The organism is Commensalibacter sp. M0355 (assembly GCF_016101365.1).
Classification (GTDB): domain Bacteria; phylum Pseudomonadota; class Alphaproteobacteria; order Acetobacterales; family Acetobacteraceae; genus Commensalibacter; species Commensalibacter melissae.
The window spans coordinates 295,171-318,973 of record NZ_JACFQQ010000003.1; the positions used below are offsets into that span (position 1 = coordinate 295,171).

A 23,803-nucleotide genomic window follows, 5' to 3' on the forward strand; every position below is an offset into this window, starting at 1 on the left:
TTATTATAAAGGATAGGAAAGGTAAAAAACATGACCATAAATATTGTCGTACCTGTTTTGGGGGAAAGTATAACATCTGCTGTTGTTTCAAAATGGTTGAAACAGCCAGGCGATCAAGTTGCTGCGGATGAGGCGATTGTTGAGCTTGAAACGGATAAAGTAAATGTTGAAGTGCCGGCCCCCTCTGCGGGAATTGTCGGCAAACATGTTGTCGAAGCGGGCAGTGAGGTTTCAGTAGGTGCATTATTGGTGACATTGGAACCATTGGGAAAAGGAGAAACAGTCACAAGAAATGATACAAGAGTGTCATCTGTTTCGGGCTCAAATCCTGAGCAAAAACCAGTTGACGCTTCCGCGCCAGCAAGTGAATATGATTATGATGTTCTTGTAATTGGTGCGGGACCAGGAGGATATGTTGCCGCCATTCGTGCCGCACAACTGGGCATGAAAGTCGCATGTGTAGAAAAACGGAAAACATTGGGTGGAACATGCTTGAATGTTGGCTGCATCCCTTCAAAAGCTTTATTATATGCTTCCGAGCAATATGAAGCTGCCCGGCATCAATTTGAAAAATTGGGGGTTGTTGTTAAGAATGTCTCAGTTGATCTGAAAAAAATGCAGGAGCACAAACAGTCAGTCGTTGAGGCGAATGTTAATGGGATCGAGTTCTTATTCAAAAAGAATAAGGTAACGCGTATTGAGGGCGAGGCAACCATTGTTGCCGCAGGAAAAGTTTCCGTTAATGGGCAAGAGATTAGCGCGCGTTCCATTATCATTGCAACTGGCAGTGAGACGGCAGGATTGCCGGGAATTGAAATTGATGAAAAACAGGTTGTAAGTTCAACAGGAGCCTTGGCTCTTTCTGAAATACCTCGTCATATGGTCGTTATTGGTGGTGGTGTGATCGGGGTTGAACTTGGAAGTGTTTGGAAACGTTTAGGTGCCAGGGTTACTGTGGTTGAATACTTTGATCGGTTGGTGCCTGGTTTTGATCATGAAATTTCATCTACATTAGCCCGTCTTTTGATCAAGCAAGGTTTTGAACTGAAATTGTCTCATAAAGTTAGTAAAATTGACAAGATAAATGGACAGCTTGAGATCGCAATTGAAGCCGCTCAAGGAGAGAATCAGGAAACTCTTGAGGCAGATGTAGTCTTGATGGCAGTTGGTCGCCGTCCTGTAACTGCAGGTCTGGGACTAGATAAAATTGGTGTGGAATTGGATGAAAGGGGAAGAATTAAAACAGACGCTCAATTCCAAACCAATATTCCGGGTATTTACGCGATTGGAGACGTGATAGCTGGTCCAATGTTGGCGCATAAAGCAGAAGAGGATGGTGTGGCAGCTATAGAATTCATTGCAGGTAAAAAGCCGCATGTTGATTACAATCTTGTTCCAGGTGTTGTTTATACAGAACCTGAGGTTGCCATGGTTGGTAAAACAGAAGAAGTATTGAAAAAAGAAAATGTAGCCTATACGGTTGGCAAATTTCCATTCAGCGCTAATGGTCGTGCCCGTGCAATGGGTAAAACAGACGGTTTTGTAAAAATTCTGGCCGATAAACATACCAACAGAATTTTGGGTGTTCATATGATTGGTCCAAATTGCAGTGAAATGATTGCAGAAGCCGTATTGGCAATGGCTTTTGGTGCTTCTGCCGAAGATATTGCCTTGACTTGTCATGCGCATCCTACCTTGTCCGAAGCGGTTAAAGAGGCGGCCTTGGCAACACAGAACCAGGCAATCCATATGTAAACTAAATTATTCTGTTTTTATTTGTAAAATATTATATATAATTAATGAATAATTGTAATATTTTACATAATAAGGAGAGAGGATGAAGCTTTATCGATTAAGGGTTTGCATATTATTGTGCTCTTTAATCTTTATTATGCAGCCTTTTGCTAAAACATCTCTCTCCTCTTTCAATGTTACTGATCAATTGAACTCTTTAAGACGACATTATTATTGTCCAATTGATGATCGTGATTTTTCTCCAATTATATATGACTGTTTTTCAAGTCTGACAGGAAATCAATGTCATATTGATTATACTCAGTTTGAAAATAATTTCTCGATCTTTGGTAATAATCATTTTGTCATTTTACCTCCTTTACCAGTCCTTGCGCCGGAAAAGGCCTATTTAGAGGCCAGAAGGCTTCAGCGTTTATTAAGCAAGAATGTTCCCCGTGCACGAATTTATAGCAATAAACAAAATATGGAATGGATTAGACTGGCCAAAAAAGAAGTTGAAAAATCAGGTATTCTATTGAAACGGGCACAGATTTTAGTTGTGGTTGATCGCAATCCCAAGGTTCAAGCTTTATGTTTTGTGCTGGCTTTTCCTCAAGGCACGGATCAATGGATGGCATTTGGGGGAGGGCATGTATCTACAGGAAAAAAAGGACGTAAATTATATTATGTCACACCGACAGGTGTATTCATGAATACTACGGAAAGGTTGGGATATCGCGCGTTGGGTACCAAGAATAAATTAGGGATTCGTGGTAACGGAACGAAAGGAATGCGAGTATGGGATTTTGGTTGGCAATGGGCCGAAAAAGGGTGGTTGCCTAATCATGTAAAAGGTCAGATTCGGTTGGAAATGCATGCAACAGATCCTGTATATTTGGAACCAAGACTGGGCAATTCTGCATCTGAAGGATGCGTTCGTATTTCTGCCCATATGAACCGTTTTATAGATCATTATGGTATCATAGATGTTTTATATGAGCAGGCTGCAAAACAGAATAAACGGTTTGAAGCTATTTTATCTAGAAATCGCCAGGTTACACCAATTGCTGGTGACCTGTTGGTTGTTGTTGATTCTTCAGAGAAAATTAAATGATAATTTCAAATAAAGAACTGGTAATTTGGTAAAGGGTTGGTTAACTAATATAGAATTATTTTCAATTTTCGATTTCAAGATAAGGTAAAGTCTATGAATATTACTGAAAAAGAAGGCAAGTCATTACAGTCATATTTACAGAAAAAATTAGGGAATAACAATTTGAAGGTTATTTTGCCTAAACGTCAGGGACAGCCTGTTGAATTATGTATTCAAGAGGGAAAAACACTTGAGTCAATTGGAACAGTTTATCGTGATGAGGATGAAGGTGAAATTTCTTATGCGATCTCAATGACAATATTAGAAGAAGATCTTGTATAATCAGAACTAGTCTATTTATTCTGTTGGAAAAGTTGGGCAATAACCTGATCAGGTAAAGATATGTTTGTAATTTTCCAACGCCATCTTTGTAATTTCATTGTCAGGCTTAAGGGTGGCATGTTTTCACCAGGAATGATAATTTTTGCGTGCATTGTAAAAGGCGAAGAAAAATAGATATGGCTCGACATATAAATTTGTAATGCATTCTTCTTATTTTTCAAAGAAGAGGATGATGGCAATGTAGGCGGGGATATATAATCAAGTAAAACATGTAAACTATTGTGATTGATATGATGATCAATAGCATTACTTATCGCTTCAGTCGCAAAAGACGTTCCAAAATCCGGTAATTCATCCAAGTCTTCTTTTGAAGGGCTGTGAAAATCCTGAGTGAGATATTTTTTTAAGTGATCTTGAATAGAATGCCAGTTCAAACTTTTGGTTAGATATTTAGTATCGTGGGTCTGTATCGCCTTAGAAATTGACCATAGGGTCAAATATGGATAAGCAACGTATATCGTACATAATACAATTATAACCATTAACCATTTTATATATAAAAACAGATTTTTTCTATATTTTTTTAGGGATATGTATAAAAAAGTCATATTCTTGTTATTTAACCTGTTTGAATAAGATTTATGGTAATATGTCTTTTGCCTTTTTGAAAGAAAGCATTGAATTTATTATAACATAATTATTATTTTATATTATAGTAACGATTTAATCCCTTGATTTATATTTGAAAGACAAGATAAAATGCAATGCGGTTTTTTAGATCATCTTATTAAAAAAAGCTTAAATTGTTTTTTATACATTTCATTTTTTATATCAATATTTTGTTTAAATATTTTATGTTTTTCCTCGACCGCTTTTACTCAGGAAAAAAATCAGCATAAACAGCTTGTTCATAAAAAAAGTATCAGGAAAAAAAGTCACCCAGTTTCTCACAAGAAAAAAAAGGTTCATACACAGGAAAACTCTCAGACTCAATCTGTGAATAATAATGAGGGGGGGGGCACAGCTGCAGCTGGAACAGCAGTGGGAGTTGCAACCGCTTCAGCGGCCGCAATCCCTGCTGCAAGCAGCATTCCATCTCAGGAACCAGAAAAGGGTTCTGTAACAGGTTTGCCTATTCCTCATTTTCTTTCTTTACGTGCGGATGTGGTGAACATGCGAGCAGGTCCTGGAACCCGTTATCCTATTATCATGATTTATCACAGACGTCATATGCCAGTAAAAATTCTTAGGGAATTTGATGTCTGGCGTCTTATTGAGGACGTGGATGGACAAAAAGGATGGATCCAGCAGGCTATTTTATCCAGAGAGCGTTTTTTCATTACAACTGGAATGCCGCTCAGTGTCATGGATGATAAAGATAAATTACAAGACGAAACAAAAGAGAAATCAGAAGTAAAAAGCACAGACAGCTATATTTCAGAATATGTATCCAAAACACAAAATTCCCAATTATCGGGTCAGGGTATTATTGTAAGAACTGTTCCACAAGAGTCGGCTGATCCAGTTGCGATTTTGAAACCCGGAGTTGTTGGAAGTATAAAAGAATGCCAACCCAACGCCAGTTGGTGTAAAGTTAAAATTAATACCTATATAGGATGGATACCAAGATCAAATATCTGGGGCTTGCTTCCCCAGGAAATTATCCAACCTCATTAATTTTCTTATTGAATAATGATATATAGGAATAAAGAATTCAAATTTGATACGTTTGAATTCACAATTAAAAATGTAAGGAACTAATATTATGAAAGATAAATCATTAATCTTAAGAGATCGTCGGGCAAAAATTGTATCAACTTTGGGACCCGCTTCCTCAACAAAAGAAATGATCAAGGCTTTGTTTTTGGCCGGGGTTGATGTTTTTCGTTTGAATTTTTCCCATGGTACACATGAGGATCATGCAGAACGATATCGTATTATCCGTGAAATCGAAGAGGAAACAGGTAAGGTTATTGGTATTTTGGCCGATATTCAGGGACCTAAACTGCGCGTAGGTAATTTTGCAAATGGTAAGGTTACTCTAAAAAATGGAGCAATTTTTCGTTTAGATTTAGATCCGGCATTAGGTGATGAAAATCGTGTCTGTTTACCTCACAAAGAGATTATCCAAAGTGCAAAGCCAGGGGCAAGATTATTGCTTGATGACGGTAAGTTACGTTTGACGGTTCTGAATGTTGGTGCAGATTATTTGGAAACCGAAGTTACTGTCGGCGGTGTTTTATCTGATCATAAAGGTGTGAATGTTCCTGATATGGTTTTGCCCATTCCAGCATTGACAGAAAAAGATCATAAAGATTTACGTTTTGCATTGGATCTGGGTGTTGATTTTATCGGGCTTTCCTTTGTTCAGCGTCCAGAGGATGTTCAGGAAGCCAAGGCTATTTCCAATGGTAGAGCCTGGATTATTACCAAAATGGAAAAACCACAAGCAATTGAAAATCTTGATTCAATTCTTGAAGTTACGGATGGTGTAATGGTTGCCCGTGGTGATCTTGGTGTTGAAATGCCTCCTGAAGAGGTGCCCCTGGTTCAAATTCAGATTATTCGCAAGGCGCGCAGTCTTGGTAAACCAGTGATTGTGGCCACTCAGATGTTGGAAAGCATGATTTCATCACCAACACCTACCCGTGCTGAAGCTTCTGATGTTGCAACTGCTGTATTGGAGGGCGCTGATGCGGTCATGTTGTCTGCTGAAAGTGCGGCAGGTCAATATCCGAAAGAAGCAGTTTCCATTATGAACCGTATTATTACACGGGTTGAAAAAGATAAAGAGTGGACAAAATTAATGGAAGCCACGCGTGAACAACCTCAACGTAATATTGCTGATGCTATTGTTGCCGCTGCCCAGAAAATTTGTGCGACTTTGTCTGCACCCGCTGTTGTTGCCTATACGCATAAGGGAACAACAGCCCTGCGCATGTCGAGAGAACGTCCAAACAGTATGATTTTCAGTCTAACGCCAAGTGTTGAAGTGGCTCGTAGGTTGGCATTGGTTTGGGGTATTCATCCATGTACAACAAATGAGGCTTGCATACCTTCCTGTACTGTTGAACATATTGTTGATGAAGCCCGTAAAACGACGCAAGAACACAATATTGTCAAAAAGGGTGACCAAATTGTTGTTGTTGCCGGTGTTCCTTTTGGTCAGACAGGCAGCACGAATTTGATTCGTGTTACGGAAATCAACTAGTATTTTAATAAAAATAAAATAATTCCATTTTTTAATACGGGAATTTCTTTTCCCGTATTTTTTTTATTGTTTCAATTTGATCGGCAAGAAGAGAATATGTTATCGGTTGTCGAATAATAAAATTTTTCTCGTCTGTAAAATCGGATAAATTTACAAAGTTCTTTTCATAACCGGTAATGAAAAGAATTAGTAGATCTGGATAATTGTTGTGAAGTGTTGAAATTATATTTTGATTGTTGAATTGCTGTAATATCCTGGTATCAATAGTGATAAAATCGAAATTTGAGCTATTGTTTAGTAATGTTGTCGCCTCTGGATAAGTTTTAACCATGGTCGCTGTATAACCAAGATCTTCAAATGCCTCGCCTAAAAGTGTACGAAGATGGTAATCTTGTGAAATAATTAATGTTTTATAGCATAATTGCCGGGTATCATTTGTGAAAAAATTTTCCACAACCAAAGGGCGTCGATATCGTGGAAGATATAAATCAATAATAGTGCCTTCCATATACCTGGAATGCAGCTTTAAATATCCGCGTGACTGTCTGGTAAAACCATAAGCCATTGAAAGGCCGAGTCCGGCTCTTTTTCCCAAGGGTTTGGTTGTAAAAAATGGATCTGTAACACGGTCAATATATTCAGGCTTGATGCCTTTACCATTATCCTTTATACTTATTTTTACGTAGTCATCAGGTTTAATGGAAAGCTGATTGGCAAGAGTATGGTCAATAGATAAATTTTTACTGGATATATTTATTCTTCCTGTCAGGGATTGTATCGCTTCACAAGCATTTGTAAAAATATTGATCAGTGCGGTTTTAAATTGTTCTGGATCGCAAAAAACAGGCCAAATATCTTGACTCAAAGAAAAATCAAGAAAAATGGTTTTATCTGAATTCTTATGAAGTATGTTTTGAAAAACATCAGTCAGAATTTGAATGATGTGATTGGGGTTCGTAACGTGCGGAATGAGAGTTTGCCTTCTTGAGAAGGAAAGAAGCTGATTTGTAATGACTGAAGCTTGGGATGCCGCTTGTTGGGCAGCGTTGATATAAGTGGGTAATTTTTCCAGTTTTTTTTGTTGAATTCGCAATTCCATTAATTCCAGATTTCCAATTATTCCTCCAAGCAGAGTGTTGAAATCATGAGCTATGCCACCGATTAAATGCTCGATTGATTCTGTTTCTGGTTTTTTGTGATCGGTTATATTTGTAATGATTCCAAGGATACCGCTTATTTTATTATATTCATTATGAACAGGATTAAAGGTAATGGTAATTTTTTGTAAGGGATGAGAGGATGAATTTTTGGCGTGCTGCTGTTGAAATGTGTAACTGAAGGATTCTCCTTGATAAACAAGTTTGATAATTTTATTGAAATTCTTGTTCTGTTCTGGCCAAACCTCCAGTAGAGGACGCCCCAAAAGGGCAGGATGTTTAAAATCAATAAAGGGAATGTAGGCTTCATTATAAAACGTGATATACTTTTCTCCCCAAAAAAGAATCATGGGAAGTGAAGAATTCATTAACAGGGAAATCGTTGTATGTAATGTGGACGGCCAATTTTTTTGTTCTCCCAGCGTTGTGTGTTTCCATTCAAATGTATTCATCAGTTTTTGAATCGATGGGAGTTTTGATGGCAATACGTTCATTTTATGATTATCTTAATTTAAGGGTGCTGAGGAAAAAGCCGATAAATTAAAATAAGATATCTTAATGAATAAGACCAATAAAATGATTATGCTTGCTTATTATTGATAAGGGATTTACGAATTTCCCGTCCTTTTTTAATTGTTTTTACAATATAGTCCTCATCTTGCCAGCGAATCGCTTTTGCCATTGCCTGGGCATCTTCGGTAAAGCGAGCCAGCATTTCCAGAATGGCTTCACGGTTATTGAGAAAAATATCTTTCCACATAATTGGATCAGATGCTGCAATCCGTGTAAAATCCCTAAATCCGGATGCCGCATAATCCAATACCTCGGAACGTGTTTCATCGGCCAGACTATCTGCTGTATTGCAGATAGTAAAGGCAAGTAGATGTGGCAAATGACTTACAATTGCGCAGATTTTATCATGATGTCTTATATCAAGAATGCGCGTATTCGCCCCCATGGCCTGCCAGAATCGCTCGATCTTATAAACGCTTTCTTTTCCGGTTGAGGTGGTGGGCGTTATCAGGCACCAACGATTTTCAAACAGAGATTCAAAACCAGCATCAGGACCGGAAAATTCTGTTCCGGCCATGGGATGTGCTGGAACAAAGGAAATATCAGAAGTTAGATAGGGAGTAATGGCGGCGATGACAGAAGCCTTGGTGGATCCTGTATCGGTAAGAATGGCTCCTTTTTTCATATGTGGAATAATTTGTTTGGCAACTTCTTGCATGGCACCAACAGGTATTGCGAGGATGACGCAATCTGCATTTTTAACTGACTCAACAGGGTCTGAACTGACTTTGTTGGCGATTTTTAATTTCTTAACGCGATGACAAACTTCAGGGTGATTATCAACAGCAACCGTATATTCTGAAATAGTGGGATCTTTTTGAATGCGTCGAAGAATTGAAGAACCGATTAATCCCGGGCCAATGACGGTGATATTTTTAAAAATTGGAATTGATGTAATTTTATTGGTCATAATGTTAATTTGTTTACTTGAAATTATTCAGAAGAGGGATCAACAATTTTTTTTATTTTTTGAATATTTATTCAAATAATGAATTTCAGTAATTTGCCATAATAGAAGGGTTGGCACCCCAATTAAAATATCTCTGGCCCTGCGCAAGAGAGAGAGGCTGAAGGATAAATGGGGATCAATGCCAAATATACTGCCTAAAAGAACGTATGCGCCTTCTTGTATACCAACACTAGCGGGAACAAGAAACCCGATGGAAAGGGCAACACATACAAAAGCCTCGATAATGACGGCCTCCTGAATGTTGATTGAAGCTCCCAGGAATTTATAACAAAGCCATGTTCCAACTGCACCAGCCAACCAGCCTATTAAATGGATAATACAGCTTAACAAAACATTTTTTGGATTCGACCAGATTTGATTGATTGAATTTTGAAAGGAATCTGCATTGGCATTAACTTGATCTTCCCATTGTTGGGCAATATTTTTGCTGAGAAAATTGACAAGTTTTTTAATTAAGGCGCTTCCTTGTCGTTGGGACCAAATAAGGGAAATGCTGCCTATCAACAGAAAAAAAATTCCAATGATGATAAACCATTTAAGATTGAGTTTGGTGCCGGGAACGGTAATATTTTGTAAGGTCTCATGATATTGTCCAATTATCAGGAAGCATATGCCAACAATGATAAAAACAATTTGTCCAAGTGTCTCGGTGGTAATATCAACGATATTCGAGCTGACGGCATGGGCAATTGAAAGATCTTTAGGGTTTTTAATATAACGGTAACCTCTAAAACATACGGCGCGGATACTTAAAAGAATTCCGCCAACTTGTGAAAAAGGTAGACAGGTTGCCGCAGATTCCCGTAAGAAACGGGCCCATATCAAGCGCAGCATGCCTATATCAGGACAGATGACATGCCAGGCATAACTTAGTAAAAGAATGACAATAACCTGCCATGAAGAAAGAATGAGTAATCCTTTTATTCCCACCGAGGAAAAAGATTGAACAATACTGTCCATACCAACCCAGACAGCTCCGCCAATGAGAAGGGTAAGTCCGAGAAAGAACAAAATAATTGAGATTTTTTTCAAAACAAACCGTATGTTATTTTATTAGAAAGTTATTTTATATTATTAAATTATTTGCATACTAGTTAGAAATAGAGCTAATTACAATACACGTTCCTACGTATCTTAGTTATTGATTTGCAAAACTTAAAAAATATAAACATGATGAATGAGGTCGAGATGGTCGCGCCAACGTTTGTGACAGGAGCAACAGGCTTTGTAGGTTCTGCCGTAGCCCGCAATTTAATTGCCCATGGACATCAACTTAAATTATTGGTTCGGGCGAATAGTAATCGTCAAAATGTGCAGGGATTGGAGGCTGAATTGGTCGAGGGGGATCTGGCTAATCCCAAAAGTTTTGCCGATGCGTTGCAAGGGTGTCGATATCTTTTTCATGTGGCAGCTGATTACCGGTTATGGGTACCGGATCCTAACAGAATGATGCATATTAATGTCGAAGGTACACGTCAGCTGATGCTGGCCGCAATGGAAGCCGGCATTGAAAAAATTGTTTACTGCTCTTCTGTGGCAGCCCTTGGATTGGTTGGGGACGGCAGTGTTGCTGATGAAACAACACCTGTTCATCATATAATTGGTGCTTATAAACAGTCCAAATATCAGGCTGAACAGGTTGTATTGGAGCTTGTAAAAAACAAAAAATTGCCGGCGGTGATTGTTAATCCCTCTACCCCCATTGGTCCTGGCGATATAAAACCCACTCCTACGGGAAAAATGATTTTGGACTGTGCCTCTGGAAAAATGCCCGCTTATGTTGATACAGGCTTGAATATTGTGCATGTTGATGATGTTGCCAATGGGCATCGGTTGGCTTTGGAAAAAGGACGTATTGGTGAAAAATATATTTTAGGTGGTGAAAATATGTTATTACGGGAACTCTTTTCAATTGTCGCTGAAATTGCTGGTGTAAAACCTCCCTTAATAAGACTTAATCAGAAGGTTTTGTGGCCGGTAGCTGTTATTTCAGAGTGGTTGGCTCGTACATTCAATATAGAGCCACGGGTTACGCGTGAAATGCTGATGATGTCTTATAAAAAAATGTTTTTCTCTCCTGCCAAGGCAGAAAGGGAACTCGGTTATACATTCAGGCCTGCAAAAGAGGCCTTGAAAGATTCCCTGTTATGGTTTTGGAAGCAAGGATATCTTAAACAATAAAATAATTTAAAGACTTGAAATTTAAGATGAATATAAATGGTGCAATATTATGTTAGTATTGGCAGGTGTTTCTTTTGCAATCTGGATAGGATTGATTTTTTTTCATGGTCGTTTTTGGAGTAGGGGACCGATTTTATATCCTCTATCCCGGGAAGAGCAAAAGAAGCAGGATTGTTGGCCAGAATTGCATGTTATTGTCCCGGCACGTGATGAGGCGGAAACAATCGAGAACGTCATTTTATCCTTGTTAAATCAGGATTATGCTGGACGGTATGATGTTACATTGGTTAATGATGGAAGTACTGATGGAACCGGAACACTGGTCAGGAAACTGAGGGAGACCTTGTCGGAAGATCAACGTGAAAAACTACAAATTGTTGATGCATCTTTTCGTCCCGATGGATGGAGTGGTAAATTGTGGGCCTTGTCACAAGGAATAACAAAAGTTACCCAACAGAGGTCAATGAAAAATTCTTTTTTCTTTTTTACTGATGCCGATATTTTTCATGAACCGACTCATCTTTCCTCTTTGGTAAATAAGGCTTTACGGGATAATTTGAATTTAGTATCCGAAATGGTAAAGCTTCGTTGTGAAAGTTTTTTTGAAAAAGCCTTGATTCCTGCCTTTATTTTTTTCTTTTGTATGCTTTATCCCTTTTCAAGGGTGAATAAGGCTTCGAGCACTGTTGCGGCAGGGGCGGGCGGAACAGTTTTAATTCGAAAAGAGGCCTTGGATCGGATTGGTGGTATTGTAGCGCTGAAAGATGCATTGATTGATGATGTAACCTTGGCGTCTTTGGTTAAAAGAAATTGCGGAAAAATTTATCTGGGACATAGTTCTCAAGCTGTTTCATTAAGGCCTTATGAATCTGTTGAATCCATTTGGAACATGATTACACGTTCTGCTTATGTTCAGTTGAATTATTCATTGGTTTGGTTAATGGTAACCATTATCTTGATGACGCTGATTTGGTTCACGCCTTTTTTACAGGTTGTTTTTTCCCAGGGACGTGTGCAGCAACTGGCATTTATCACTTATATGATGTCAATTTTGTCATTTGTTCCGACCTTATCTCGTTTTCAAATTTCCTATTTATGGATTTTGGTTTTACCATTTATTGCTTTGTTCTATTTGTTTGCGACAATTGGTTCAGCAATTAATTATTACCGGGGGAAGGGAATGGTCTGGAAAGGCAGGGCTTATACAGACAATTCGGGTACAGCTCATGAACAGGAAACCGGTATGGGTTTAGGAGATCTGGTTTCAGTACGGAATGGGCACAAAAATGCAAAACAGAAGGATTAATTTATGCGTTCAGTGAATAATCATTGTGATCTGTATGATTTTTCAATTTGGGGGAATGAAGATGTTTCTTCTGGCAAGGGGGCAAAAGATGAGAATTTTCCAGTAGGATCTTTATTGATTAGCCGTAAATTGAGACCTCATGTACAGGCATATTATAATTTCGCAAGGGTTATTGATGATATGGCTGATTCCGAAATGTTAAGTTCGGAAGAAAAAGTTAAACGATTGAATGGAATGCAGGCTGTTTTATGTGATGATGTGCCGGCACCCGATCGGGCTGATGTCCAGTCTGCAAGATATTTACGTAACAGTTTGTTGGAAACGGGTGTATCTTTTGATACTGCAACGGATTTATTGATTGCATTTCGTCAGGATGCAGTAAAAAATAGGTATGAAACTTTTGCCGAGCTTCTCGAATATTGTCGATATTCTGCCAATCCTGTTGGTCATTATCTACTTGATCTTCATAAGGAAAATGCTGATACAAAGCCAGCTGCAGATGCGTTATGCACCTCTTTACAAATTCTTAATCATTTGCAGGATTGTAGGTCTGACCTCATTCGTCTTGATCGCTGTTATATCCCGTTGGATATGCTGCGTGCAGAAAATGTTGATGTGCAGGCGGTTAAAGACGAGGGAACAATAAGCGGATTAAGGAATGTATTTGATTATATTCTTGACTATATTGATGATTTAAACAGGGAAGCTGAACAATTAATACGATTGACGTCCAATCGACGGTTAAGAATGGAGAGTTCTGTAATTCTTACGCTTGCATGTTCCTTGACTGAGCATTTGAGAAAAGAGGATCCATTGGCAACAAGAGTGAAACTGAATTATAAGGATGCGATCAAGGCTGTTCTATATGCTTGTCCACATATTTTAAGATAATAGTCCTGAAAAAGATAAATTATTGATATAGGGTAATAGATTATCCTATTATTTAATTTGCTAATTTTTGTTTTCTTGCTTAAAACTGACTTAATTTATTTTTAACTATGGAAAGGTCCGATCAAATTATGCAAAAGCCGCTAGCTGAAACTGCACAGATAATGGGATGTAGCGAGCTTGATTTGATCTTTGTCGAGGCAATCGTTCGTCATGCCAAGACATCTTTTGCCGCAGGCATGAAAATGTTATCCCCTGAGCGTCGTTACGGTATGTTCGCTTTGTACAGTTTTTGTCGCATTGTTGACGATATTGCGGACGATATGGGTGAACCTGAGGTTAAACAGAAACAATTGCAGAAATGGCGCGATAAAATTGAGCTTCTGTATAATGGAAAGGCTGATGGTTCCGTTGAGAATGTATTGCTGGGCTCAATTCAACAGTTTGGATTGAGGAAAGAAGATTTTCTTGCCATTATTGATGGTATGGAAATGGATGTATTAAATCCTGTTATTGCTCCTGATGAAGTCAAACTAGATTTGTATTGTGATCGGGTCGCTTCGGCAGTGGGTCGTTTGGCAATCCGGATTTTTGGGGATTCATCAGAAGCGGCTGAAAAAGTCGCTTATCATTTGGGCCGGGCACTACAGATAACAAATATTTTGCGCGATCTAGAGGAAGATATCGAACGAGGGCGCTTGTATTTACCGAAAGAATTGTTGGAACGTTTTCATATTTCCCTGATTCCTGAACGATGTATGGAGAATCCCTCAATTCAAGAAGTTTGCAATATTATGTCATATCGTGCCCTGGATCATTTTCGTTCTGCCGCGAACTATATGAGGCAATGTGAAGTTGATGCCATTCGGCCTGCAAAAATTATGGCAGCTACTTATCGCTTTTTATTGGGTAAACAAAAAAAATTAGGGTGGAAAAAACCTTTTAAAAGAGCATCCTTATCGACAGGGGAAAAAGTTATTGTTGGTATGGTTGGATTGATGGTATAGCGTTCAATAATATGGCAAAGAAACATATTCATATTATTGGTGGGGGGCTGGCTGGCTTGTCTGCCGCTGTCTTTTTATCTTCAAGGACAGATGCGCAAATCGCGCTTTATGAAGGAAGTCCAACATTTGGTGGGCGGGCCCGTTCTTTTTATGATTCAAAATTGAATCGTTTGATCGATAACGGTAATCATTTAATTCTTTCTGGAAATGATGCCGTTTTTGATTATTTGAACAAAATAGATTCCATGAATAGTCTGACCAGTTCAGGAATTCCCCTATTTCCCTTTTTTGATCTTGATGAAAACAAACATTGGGATGTTAGTTTATCAAATGGAAGATTCCCTTGGTGGCTATTTAGTAAAAACCGTCGGGTTCCAGGTTTTAAATTTCCCGAATTGATGGCTTTGTGGCATTTAATTAAGGCCAATCATAGTCAAACTGTTGCCGATTGTTTGGTAAATGGTGAATTTTCCCGTCGTCTTCTGAAACCGTTTGCCATTTCTGTTTTGAATACTTCTTGTGAGGTTGGTAGCGCAATTTTGCTGGGTTCTGTTGTGCGTCAGTCTTTGCTAAAGGGAGGAAAGGCCTGTGTTCCCTATTTCCCAAGGGAGGGATTGTCAGAAACCTTTGTAAAACCGGCTTTATCTCTGATAAAATTGCAAGGGGGCAAAGTTCATGCGACATCCCGTCTTTCTGAATTGCATCGGAAAGACGGATATATTGATTATTTTACCGTGAATAATGAAAAAATAGAACTTAATTCAGAGGACCAGGTTATTCTTGCGGTTAATCCTTATACGGCAAGACAGGTTTTATCTCCAATTTTACCTGACATTCCCTTGCCAGATGAATTTGAAAGTATATTGAATCTTCATTATAAAGTTGATTTTGCCTTGCAAATGAAGGGGAGTGTCGAAAAGGCAAGGTTCATCGGTGTTATTGGTGGAATTAGTGAATGGATTTTTGTTAAAGACGGGGTGATTTCGGTAACTGTAAGTGCCGCCAATCGTTTTACGGGGTCCGATCCTGAAAATTTATCAAAATTAATTTGGCAGGAAATCAGGAAAACTCTTGAACCTTTCCTTTTTTCCCCTTTGCCTGAATACGTGCCGTCCTATCGTCTGTTGTGGGAAAAAAGGGCCAGTTTTGCCGCAACGATAGAACAAAATAAACGTCGTCCTTCCTGTTATACGATATGTTCAAACCTGTTTTTGGCAGGAGACTGGACCGCTACAGGTCTTCCCTCAACAATTGAGGGGGCTATCCGTTCGGGATATAAGGCGGCTCAGGCGATTTTATAGCTTATAAACTCGGGATAATTAAGGTTAGATTTTTTATCAAAATTCAAATAGTAATGGTTTATTTATAATAAAATAAGGAAATATTCAATTATGCTAGATCATACTGGTGATTTGGGAAAGGGAATAGATAATGACGATTTGGACGCTGCAATTTCTCGAGCACAGCATGTATTAACTGAACATCAGAATGAAGATGGACATTGGGTATTTGAACTGGAGGCGGATGCAACTATCCCTGCTGAATATGTATTGTTGGAACATTTTCTGAATCGTATAGACCGGGATTTGGAAAATAAAATTGGCGTTTACTTGCGCCGTATCCAAGGGGATCATGGTGGATGGCCTCTTTATTATCAAGGAAAATTTGATCTTTCGGCTTCCGTAAAGGCTTATTTTGCTTTAAAGGCTATTGGGGATGATATTGATGCACCCCATATGAAACGTGCCAGAGAGGCCATTCTTGCGCATGGCGGTGCGGAAAGAACCAATGTTTTCACACGTATTCAAATGGCGTTGTTTGGTGAGGTTCCATGGCATGCCACTCCTGCAATGCCGATTGAATTGATGCTGATGCCCAAGAAAGCATTGTTTTCCATTTGGAATATGTCATATTGGTCCAGAACAGTTGTTGTTCCTTTATTGATTCTGGCCGCTTTGAAACCCAAGGCGATTAATCCTCGTAGTATTCATATTCAGGAATTGTTTGTAACTCCGCCTGATCAGGTCAGCGATTGGATTAAGGGTCCGTTCCGGTCTTATTGGGGACATGTCTTTAAAGGACTGGATAAAGTTGTAAGACCTGCTGAAAAATATATTCCATCTGTTTTACGAAAAAAATCCATTCAGAAAGCATTGGAATTCGTTGATGAACGATTGAATGGAGAAGACGGGCTGGGAGCAATTTACCCAGCCATGGCAAATTCTGTGATGGCATATCATGCGTTGGGAATTGCCGATGATGATCCACGCGCTGCGATTGCCTGGCGTTCTGTGAAAAAATTATTGATTGAGACGGATACAGAAGCCTATTGTCAACCTTGTGTTTCACCTATTTGGGATACTGCCTTGACTGGACATGCCGTAATTGAAACCATAAGTCATAATCGAGCAGTGGATCGAGAGGTAACTTCACAAAAATTGGCGAAAAGTTTGAAATGGCTGAAAGATCGCCAGATTTTGGATGTAAAGGGAGACTGGATTATTAATTCTCCCGAAACAGCTCCTGGAGGATGGGCATTTCAATATAGAAATGATTATTATCCAGATGTTGATGATACGGCTGTTGTCGGTATGTTGCTACATCGTGATGGTGATCCGGATCATGCCGAATCAATTGAACGTGCCCGTCAGTGGATAATTGGCATGCAGAGCTCGAATGGTGGTTGGGGGGCCTTTGATATCGACAATAATAAAATGATCCTGAATCATATCCCTTTTGCTGATCATGGCGCGTTGCTGGATCCTCCTACGGCTGATGTAACGGCGCGTTGTGTTTCTTTCCTGGCACAGCTTAATTATCCCGAAGATAAAGCGGTAATCGATAAGGCAATTCAATATTTACGTTCTGAACAGGAAGATGCAGGTTGCTGGTTCGGGCGTTGGGGAACGAATTATATTTATGGAACATGGTCGGTTTTATGCGCCTTAAATGCAGCTGGAGTTTCTCATGAAGATCCAATGGTAAAACGTGCGGTTAAATGGTTACTTTATGTACAGAGACCAGAGGGAGGATGGGGTGAAGATGAAGCCTCCTATGAGGATGCGCCAAAAGGCGTTTATAATCAAGGCATGCCTTCTCAGACTGCCTGGGCATTACTCGGATTAATGGCAGCGGGACAAGTCAAACACCCAGCGGTGCAAAAAGGAATGGCCTGGCTGTTGAGCGTCCAGAAAGAAAATGGTCACTGGGAAGAAAACCCCTATAATGCCGTGGGGTTTCCAAAAGTGTTTTATCTTCGTTATCATGGATATAAACAGTTTTTTCCTTTATTGGCCTTATCACGTTTTCGCAATCTTCAAGCGAGTAACAGTGGAAAAGTCGAGGTTGGGTTTTAATGATATACAACCGCCTTGGCATTTTGGTTGGAATGGATTTTGAGGCGAGATTAACCTCAACTTTAGCTCCCGCTGCTGTTGAAACGAGCGGGGCGACCTATCTGGGTGCAAAAAAGGCCCTTGAGCGATTGTCGGTGGAAAAAATTGATTCAATCGTATCTTTTGGATTTGCTGCCGGTTTGGATCCCGTTATTAAGGCAGGTACAATATTATTGCCGCATAGTGTAGTTGCCGAGAATAGGGAATATCATGCGGATGCCGAATTAAGGAGCTGGTTGGGGGCGGAAAAATCAGAAGTTAAGCTCGGAAGTTTATTGCATAGCAATGAAATTGTAACCTCTGCCCAAAAAAAAGAAAGGCTTTTTAAAGATTCGGCCTGTTTGGCAGTTGATATGGAAAGTGGTCTGGTTGCGCAGTTTGCTCAGGAGAAACATATTCCGTTTGCTGTTTTACGTGTTGTATGTGATGCGGCAAGTCGGAATCTTCCACCTCTTGTTTCTTCAGTCTTGACACAGGATGGTAAGTTGAATTTTTCCAGGATTGCCGGAAGTCTGTTAACCTGTCCATTCCAGATTAAGGATTTGTTTGGCGTGGGTATGGATATGGCTCGAGCATACTGGCATTTAAAACGGTATCTTGCCAATTTTCATTAGAAAATATTGTATAATATGTGAAATCCCTGTTACAGAATTTTATGGTAACAGGAATATTTATTTTCTAGAATTTCATCTGTTTTTTCAAAGATTCTATTGCTGAAGGTACATCAGGAACAACTTCAAAGAGTTTCAACAGGGACTTATCAGCAAATCCCTGTTCGATGGTATTGTTTAATTGATCATGAATGCCCCTAGCCCAATTATCGACATTTACAATGATGATCGGTTTATTATGGAGCTTTAGATAGCGCCAAGTAAGTATTTCAAAGAATTCGTCAAAAGTCCCGATACTTCCAGGCATAATCAGATAGGCATCTCCTTCGTCATAAAGAATCTTTTTTCTGGAATGCATATCTTCGGTAACGGTTAAATCATTTACACGAGAATGTTGTCCCTCTTTTTTGATAAGGAATTGCGGGATAATACCTTTGACGGATCCACCAAGGTCAATCATGGTATTTGATATTATTCCCATCAAACCCACACTGCCACCGCCAAAGACAAGTCGTAATTGATTGTGAACAAAATGGCTTGCCAATTCTTTTGCCGCCTGAATGTAGATGGATTTGTTTCCGCATTTTGAACCGCAGAAAACGGTAATTGAGTAATTGTAATGAGTCATGAAATTTTCTTTAATATATCATCGTTAAATAGAGGCTGTTTTATTCTGATAATATAGCCCATAGGTTAACAGAACACTACAAAAAGCAAAAAAACTGGCTGACAAATAAAGATAATCATATCCAAGATGACTTTGGATTAGACCCAGTAGGGGACCGGAAATAAAAAGGGCCATATCCAGAAATAAAGAAAATGAGGCAAGGGCCGCCCCTTTATTTTCACTACTGACTTTTGATATGGCAATAACACCCAAGGCTGGATAGATGAGTGAAAAACCACATCCTGTCAAGGCCGCTCCGATATATGCACCAATTATTGAGGTTTGTGTGGCAAGCAGAAGAAGACCAACGGTTTCTGTAATTAGGGAGATGATAGAGACAATATAACCACCATATTTTAAAAGTGAATTTTTGAAAATAAATCGGATCATGACAAAGGAAACGCCAAAAATTGTCAAGGCAATGGCAGATCCTGTCCAGTGGTTGCTAATAAAATATAAGGCAATGAAAGTTTGAATACTGCCAAATCCGATAGTTGATAAACCAAGACAGCAGCCGTAAGCTGAAATTCGTTTGAAAACCTTGGTAAAAGGTAAACGTCTAGCGGTTGGAACGGGAATGATGGCTGGATAGGTTGATGCTAGAAGCATTGATGCTGAAGCCAGAATGACAGTAAGAATAGAAAATCCAGATAACCCTCCAATAAAACCGATGGGTTGTGAAGCAAGATAAACCCCTAAGGGGGCACCAATAGCCATGCCGCCATAAGTGGTTACGCCATTCCATGATATGACATGGGTTGCGTTTTCAATTCCTACTCTGCCGATATTCCAGACATTAACACCTGTTGATGCCCAGCTTTCTGAAATACCCATGCAAAAGCGGCCTAGAAGGATGATTATTAATGCCATAAGAGGTTGATGGATAAACAATAAAGCCAAAATTGTTAAAAGTCCCCCGCATGCACTAATTCCCAAACCTATAATGACTGCACTTTTGGCTCCTTTGGTATCCAGCCATTGACCTGCCCCCGGGCGACTTATAAAGGTGGCAAGATAGGCTGCGGAAACAGCAATTCCGGCAATTATACTATTATATCCGAGTTGTCTGTGAACAAATACAGGTATTGTAGCCAAAGGCATACCGATATTTATGAAACATACAAGATTAAAAATGGCTGCGGCAAGAATCTTTAATGTAATGGGTTTTGGTTTTAGATAGGATAAAATCATTATTGGTTATTAAATAAAAAAGTATCTCTTTAAAATAAAATTTTATAATAATAGGAGTTTATTTTGCAATCAATTCTTTGCAATGTTGATCATAGGATAACAGAATCTCTTGATCGTTTATTCGAATTTTTACGCATTCCAAGTATTTCAGCTATTCCAAGCTATAACCAAGACTGTCGAAAGGCAGCACAGTGGTTACATGATTACTTGCGTAATATGGATTTGGATGTGCAGATTTGTGAAACTGGGGGACATCCAATCGTCATGGCAAATTCTCCTGAAATAAAGGAAGCCCCGCATGTTTTATTTTATGGACATTATGATGTACAACCTGTCGATCCACTGGAATTATGGGAAATACCACCTTTTGAACCTTGTATCCGAACCGACGCAACAGGAAAAGAGGTTATTCATGGGCGTGGATCATCAGATGACAAAGGTCAAATTCTTACTTTCCTGGAAGCCTGTCGAGCGATTTATGTGAAAGACAAGCAATTTCCATTGAATATCACCTTTATCTTGGAGGGTGAAGAGGAAAGTGGAGGTGAACATTTACCTACCTTTTTAGCGCAACAGAAAGAAATCTTGCATCCTGATATTGCTTTTATTTGTGATACGGATATGGCTACTCCGGATGTGCCAGCAATCACTGCCATGGTTCGTGGCTTGGTTGGGGAAGAGGTTACCGTTTACGCGGCTAATCGGGATTTGCATTCGGGATTATACGGAAATGCCGCTCAAAACCCTATTCAGGTTTTGGCTGAAATTATTGCAGCATTACGTGATAATACAGGAAGGGTCACCATTCCAAATTTTTATGAAGGGGTGCCTGAAATTGCTGAAACGATTCGTCAAAAATGGCAGGAAATTGGTAAAACCGATAGTGAACTGCTTCATCCAATCGGTTTGCAATATCCGGCGGGTGAGATTGGATTCAATGCCGTTGAACAGACATGGTGTCGTCCTTCGTGTGAAATCAATGGAATTACGGGGGGATATGAAGGACATGGGTTTAAAACGGTTATTCCAGCTCAGGCTTCAGCCAAAATTTCTTTTCGCTTGGTTGGGGAACAGGATCCAATTCAAATTCGGAAAAATTTTCGGCAGTTTGTAAAATCGAGAATACCCGAAGATTGTAAAGTTGAATTTGTTTCTCATGGTGTTTCAAATGCAAGTATGGTTTCCCTTGAAGGAAAGAATTTAAGTAAAATTAGTCAAGCCCTCGAAGATGAATGGCTTCATAAAACAGTCATTATTGGCAGTGGAGGCGCCATACCTGTGGTTAATGATTTACAGCGTGAATTCGGAATAGAATCTTTTTTAATCGGGTTTGCAAATGCTGATGATTGCATTCATTCCCCGAATGAAAAATATAATCTTCGTTCATTTCATAAGGGGATACGATCTTGGATTCGAATTTTATATGCGTTGGGAGACTAGTTTTGAAAAATTTCCTGTAATGGTGATAGATAGGTGGTTAATTTGACGCGTAAAGGCATTAAATAAGCATTTTGGTTTGTTTTTTTGATCATTTGTAAGGCTTTTTTTGCAAAATCAATGTTGGCCTGTAAACTTGTTTCAAAATTATGTGGAAAGACAACTTTGTTGGTAATTTCCCAATATGATTTCGATTTTGGTCCAATGACAGGTGACAAACCCCAAAAAACGGTTTTGTTGTGTAACCAATCCATACAGAGTTCAAGCATTTTCTCATCAAAAATGGGTTGTGTAAAAAAACCACTGGCTCCCGCTTCTTTTTTTGACAGGACATGTTCAAGTTCTTCCTTGGGAGAACGACGGTATGGGTCAAAGGCAGCATACAATTTCAGATGCGGGAGTTCCCTTCGATATCGTCTTAAAATGCTTTCAGTTGAATTGGGATATGTATGTTTGTTGAAATCGGAGGGAGGGTCTCCCTGAATAACCAGAATTTCTTGTAAATTATTGATATCATGTCCGGGCAATGGAAGGTCGGGATTTATATCAATTGCTCTTATATGAGGAATGGAACGTGTATAATATGAAGAGGTAATCTGAAAAGCGTTCCAGCTTCTTAAAGAAAAACGCATGAGATCTGGAATATTGATGCTGTCGGCAATTGGAAAACATTCCTTGACTTGTTTCATGTCACTAATGATATGATTTCTATCTCTAGGAATTAACTCTACCGAGATTCGTGTCATAACGAATTCCTTGTAATGAAAATAAGTGGATTTGAAATAATAGATTCAATTTCTTTAATGTTTAAACTGTTAATATAAAAATAAAATAGAATAAAGTTAATTTAGTTAGATGGTTGCGACATATTTAAAATGTATGATGATGGTTGCTGCGTTTCATCATTTGCCTTCCTCTGTTTTACCGGCAATACAACGTGTGGAGGGTGGGGCTCCTAATCTTGTCTCCAATAACAAGAATGGCACGCAGGATTTGGGGGTAATGCAGATCAATACACGTTGGATTGTTCCATTGATGGAAACAACGCATGAAACTGGTCAAGTCATCTATCAACGATTAAAACAGGATAATTGTTATAATATAGCCGTGGCGGGGGCGATTCTTAAATTGTATCTTGCAGAGACAAATGGAGATTTAATGCAGGCGATTGGCAATTATCATTCTCATACACCTGATCTAAACAATCATTATCAGTTTCAAATCATTCAAGCCTCTTATTTGAACAATAATTTTTCAATAAGGAGAAAAAAAGCTGGAAAATATCTCTCTCCTTATCAGCATCGTTTAATGAATGTAAAAAAAAGAAGAAAATTTAAAAAGAAAACCGTTAGAAACTGATTATTTATCTAGTTTTGAATTTATACAAAAATCAGCCTATCTGCTTATACTATTACCATGTGCTACGCGTTGAGTTTTGACTCTCGGACTTCGTTTTCGAGAGGATGCTACCGATGAGTTTTTTGGTTTTACAGTCGTTTTCTTGTTTGGTAATTTTGTTTTAATCTCAGATACGGCATTCAAGGTTAATTTATCATAGGATGCGGTTTTTTTATCTTGCAATTGCTGGGGAGGTTCTGAATCACTAATTTTAAAACTTAAATTAATTTCAGATTTAGATTGTGGGTTGGGTTCGGTGGCAACCATATACGGAATATCGGTCCCGGTTGATAATTCCGTGCTTACCGTTGTAGAAGGTATAGGTGGTTGATCAGAAGCCCTGGGCAATCTCCCTTCCGCGGCACCATACATTATATAATGGATAAAAGGGTTAATAGTGCTTGCGGCAACATCAGGATAGGTATTCAGATAAAAGGTGGTATTAAAAAAACGGTTAGGATTTCGTCCCTCTCGAAATCCGAAAAACAGATAATGTTCAACAGGATCTGCATTGGCGGCTGCAATATCTGGATAGGTTTTTAAATACCAGGCTGAATCAAACAGTAAAGAGGGAAAATCAATTTCAGTCATTTTAATTGTTCACTTAAATATTATATTAGCAAGTTTTAGTTTCGTTTATAG

General features: G+C 38.9%; 22 protein-coding genes. 14 read left to right on the forward strand and 8 right to left on the reverse strand.

What is annotated here, in order from left to right; all coding sequences use genetic code 11:
* The first annotated feature begins 30 nt into the window (after positions 1 to 30).
* From lpdA to H3T44_RS07225, 3 genes are all read left to right on the forward strand, one after another.
* A complete protein-coding gene (gene lpdA, locus H3T44_RS07215) occupies positions 31 to 1,755 on the forward strand; it encodes a dihydrolipoyl dehydrogenase (RefSeq protein ID WP_198196744.1) in 1,725 nt (574 codons plus the stop codon).
* A gap of 82 nt (positions 1,756 to 1,837) precedes the next feature.
* Complete coding sequence (locus H3T44_RS07220; protein ID WP_198196745.1) at positions 1,838 to 2,848, forward strand: L,D-transpeptidase; 1,011 nt, start codon at positions 1,838 to 1,840, stop codon at positions 2,846 to 2,848.
* 93 nt (positions 2,849 to 2,941) lie between these two features.
* Positions 2,942 to 3,169, forward strand: coding sequence for a DUF3126 family protein (locus tag H3T44_RS07225; protein WP_110439075.1), 228 nt, complete (start codon positions 2,942 to 2,944; stop codon positions 3,167 to 3,169).
* A gap of 11 nt (positions 3,170 to 3,180) precedes the next feature.
* On the opposite strand, the gene H3T44_RS07230 is transcribed toward H3T44_RS07225, so the two are convergent.
* Complete coding sequence (locus H3T44_RS07230; RefSeq protein WP_198196746.1) at positions 3,181 to 3,711, reverse strand: DUF2939 domain-containing protein; 531 nt, start codon at positions 3,709 to 3,711, stop codon at positions 3,181 to 3,183.
* 454 nt (positions 3,712 to 4,165) lie between these two features.
* Here H3T44_RS07230 and H3T44_RS07235 point away from each other — a divergent pair, with 454 nt between their 5' ends.
* Both H3T44_RS07235 and pyk read left to right on the forward strand, forming a co-directional pair.
* On the forward strand, positions 4,166 to 4,846 hold the full coding sequence (locus H3T44_RS07235; RefSeq protein ID WP_158523885.1) for an SH3 domain-containing protein: 681 nt from the start codon (positions 4,166 to 4,168) through the stop codon (positions 4,844 to 4,846).
* 88 nt (positions 4,847 to 4,934) lie between these two features.
* Entirely contained in the window at positions 4,935 to 6,380 is a 1,446-nt protein-coding gene (pyk, locus tag H3T44_RS07240) for a pyruvate kinase (protein WP_198196747.1), read from the forward strand.
* Between the two features lie 31 nt (positions 6,381 to 6,411).
* Here pyk and H3T44_RS07245 read toward each other — a convergent pair whose 3' ends face one another.
* From H3T44_RS07245 to H3T44_RS07255, 3 genes are all read right to left on the reverse strand, one after another.
* Positions 6,412 to 8,031, reverse strand: coding sequence for an ATP-binding protein (locus tag H3T44_RS07245; RefSeq protein WP_198196748.1), 1,620 nt, complete (start codon positions 8,029 to 8,031; stop codon positions 6,412 to 6,414).
* 86 nt (positions 8,032 to 8,117) lie between these two features.
* On the reverse strand, positions 8,118 to 9,020 hold the full coding sequence (locus H3T44_RS07250; protein WP_155566012.1) for a prephenate dehydrogenase/arogenate dehydrogenase family protein: 903 nt from the start codon (positions 9,018 to 9,020) through the stop codon (positions 8,118 to 8,120).
* Positions 9,021 to 9,059: 39 nt separating this feature from the next.
* Positions 9,060 to 10,112 (reverse strand): flippase-like domain-containing protein, encoded by a 1,053-nt coding sequence (locus H3T44_RS07255; protein WP_198185019.1) that lies wholly within the window; start codon positions 10,110 to 10,112, stop codon positions 9,060 to 9,062.
* Positions 10,113 to 10,268: 156 nt separating this feature from the next.
* Between H3T44_RS07255 and hpnA the strand changes: the two genes are divergently transcribed.
* The 7 genes from hpnA to H3T44_RS07290 all read left to right on the forward strand — a co-directional run bounded on the left by hpnA (position 10,269) and on the right by H3T44_RS07290 (position 18,471).
* On the forward strand, positions 10,269 to 11,261 hold the full coding sequence (gene hpnA / locus H3T44_RS07260; protein ID WP_198196781.1) for a hopanoid-associated sugar epimerase: 993 nt from the start codon (positions 10,269 to 10,271) through the stop codon (positions 11,259 to 11,261).
* Positions 11,262 to 11,310: 49 nt separating this feature from the next.
* Positions 11,311 to 12,567 (forward strand): glycosyltransferase, encoded by a 1,257-nt coding sequence (locus H3T44_RS07265; protein ID WP_232347559.1) that lies wholly within the window; start codon positions 11,311 to 11,313, stop codon positions 12,565 to 12,567.
* A 3-nt stretch (positions 12,568 to 12,570) separates the two neighbouring features.
* Positions 12,571 to 13,458, forward strand: a complete 888-nt coding sequence (locus H3T44_RS07270; protein WP_198196749.1) for a squalene/phytoene synthase family protein — start codon at positions 12,571 to 12,573, stop codon at positions 13,456 to 13,458.
* A gap of 128 nt (positions 13,459 to 13,586) precedes the next feature.
* Entirely contained in the window at positions 13,587 to 14,462 is an 876-nt protein-coding gene (hpnD, locus tag H3T44_RS07275) for a presqualene diphosphate synthase HpnD (protein ID WP_198196750.1), read from the forward strand.
* An 11-nt stretch (positions 14,463 to 14,473) separates the two neighbouring features.
* A complete protein-coding gene (gene hpnE, locus H3T44_RS07280; RefSeq protein ID WP_198196751.1) occupies positions 14,474 to 15,763 on the forward strand; it encodes a hydroxysqualene dehydroxylase HpnE in 1,290 nt (429 codons plus the stop codon).
* 90 nt (positions 15,764 to 15,853) lie between these two features.
* Positions 15,854 to 17,818, forward strand: coding sequence for a squalene--hopene cyclase (shc, locus tag H3T44_RS07285; RefSeq protein ID WP_198196752.1), 1,965 nt, complete (start codon positions 15,854 to 15,856; stop codon positions 17,816 to 17,818).
* Positions 17,818 to 18,471, forward strand: coding sequence for a hypothetical protein (locus H3T44_RS07290; protein WP_198196753.1), 654 nt, complete (start codon positions 17,818 to 17,820; stop codon positions 18,469 to 18,471). Before shc ends, H3T44_RS07290 begins: the two co-directional genes overlap by 1 nt.
* Positions 18,472 to 18,535: 64 nt before the next feature.
* Here the strand turns inward: H3T44_RS07290 and H3T44_RS07295 are convergent, their stop codons facing one another.
* On the reverse strand, positions 18,536 to 19,096 hold the full coding sequence (locus H3T44_RS07295; protein ID WP_122124083.1) for a TIGR00730 family Rossman fold protein: 561 nt from the start codon (positions 19,094 to 19,096) through the stop codon (positions 18,536 to 18,538).
* A gap of 24 nt (positions 19,097 to 19,120) precedes the next feature.
* Positions 19,121 to 20,326 carry an MFS transporter gene (locus H3T44_RS07300; protein ID WP_198196754.1) on the reverse strand — a complete coding sequence of 402 codons (1,206 nt, stop codon included), beginning with the start codon at positions 20,324 to 20,326 and terminating at the stop codon, positions 19,121 to 19,123.
* Between the two features lie 63 nt (positions 20,327 to 20,389).
* On the opposite strand from H3T44_RS07300, the gene H3T44_RS07305 reads away from it, so the two are divergent.
* Entirely contained in the window at positions 20,390 to 21,766 is a 1,377-nt protein-coding gene (locus H3T44_RS07305) for a dipeptidase (protein ID WP_198196755.1), read from the forward strand.
* On the opposite strand, the gene H3T44_RS07310 is transcribed toward H3T44_RS07305, so the two are convergent.
* A complete protein-coding gene (locus H3T44_RS07310) occupies positions 21,763 to 22,509 on the reverse strand; it encodes a methylenetetrahydrofolate reductase (protein WP_110439058.1) in 747 nt (248 codons plus the stop codon). The two genes, H3T44_RS07305 and H3T44_RS07310, sit on opposite strands and share 4 nt — an antisense overlap.
* Positions 22,510 to 22,618: 109 nt before the next feature.
* Between H3T44_RS07310 and H3T44_RS07315 the strand changes: the two genes are divergently transcribed.
* Positions 22,619 to 23,122 (forward strand): lytic transglycosylase domain-containing protein, encoded by a 504-nt coding sequence (locus tag H3T44_RS07315; RefSeq protein ID WP_232342155.1) that lies wholly within the window; start codon positions 22,619 to 22,621, stop codon positions 23,120 to 23,122.
* Between the two features lie 36 nt (positions 23,123 to 23,158).
* Here the strand turns inward: H3T44_RS07315 and H3T44_RS07320 are convergent, their stop codons facing one another.
* Complete coding sequence (locus tag H3T44_RS07320) at positions 23,159 to 23,752, reverse strand: hypothetical protein (protein WP_198196756.1); 594 nt, start codon at positions 23,750 to 23,752, stop codon at positions 23,159 to 23,161.
* Positions 23,753 to 23,803: the final 51 nt, after the last annotated feature.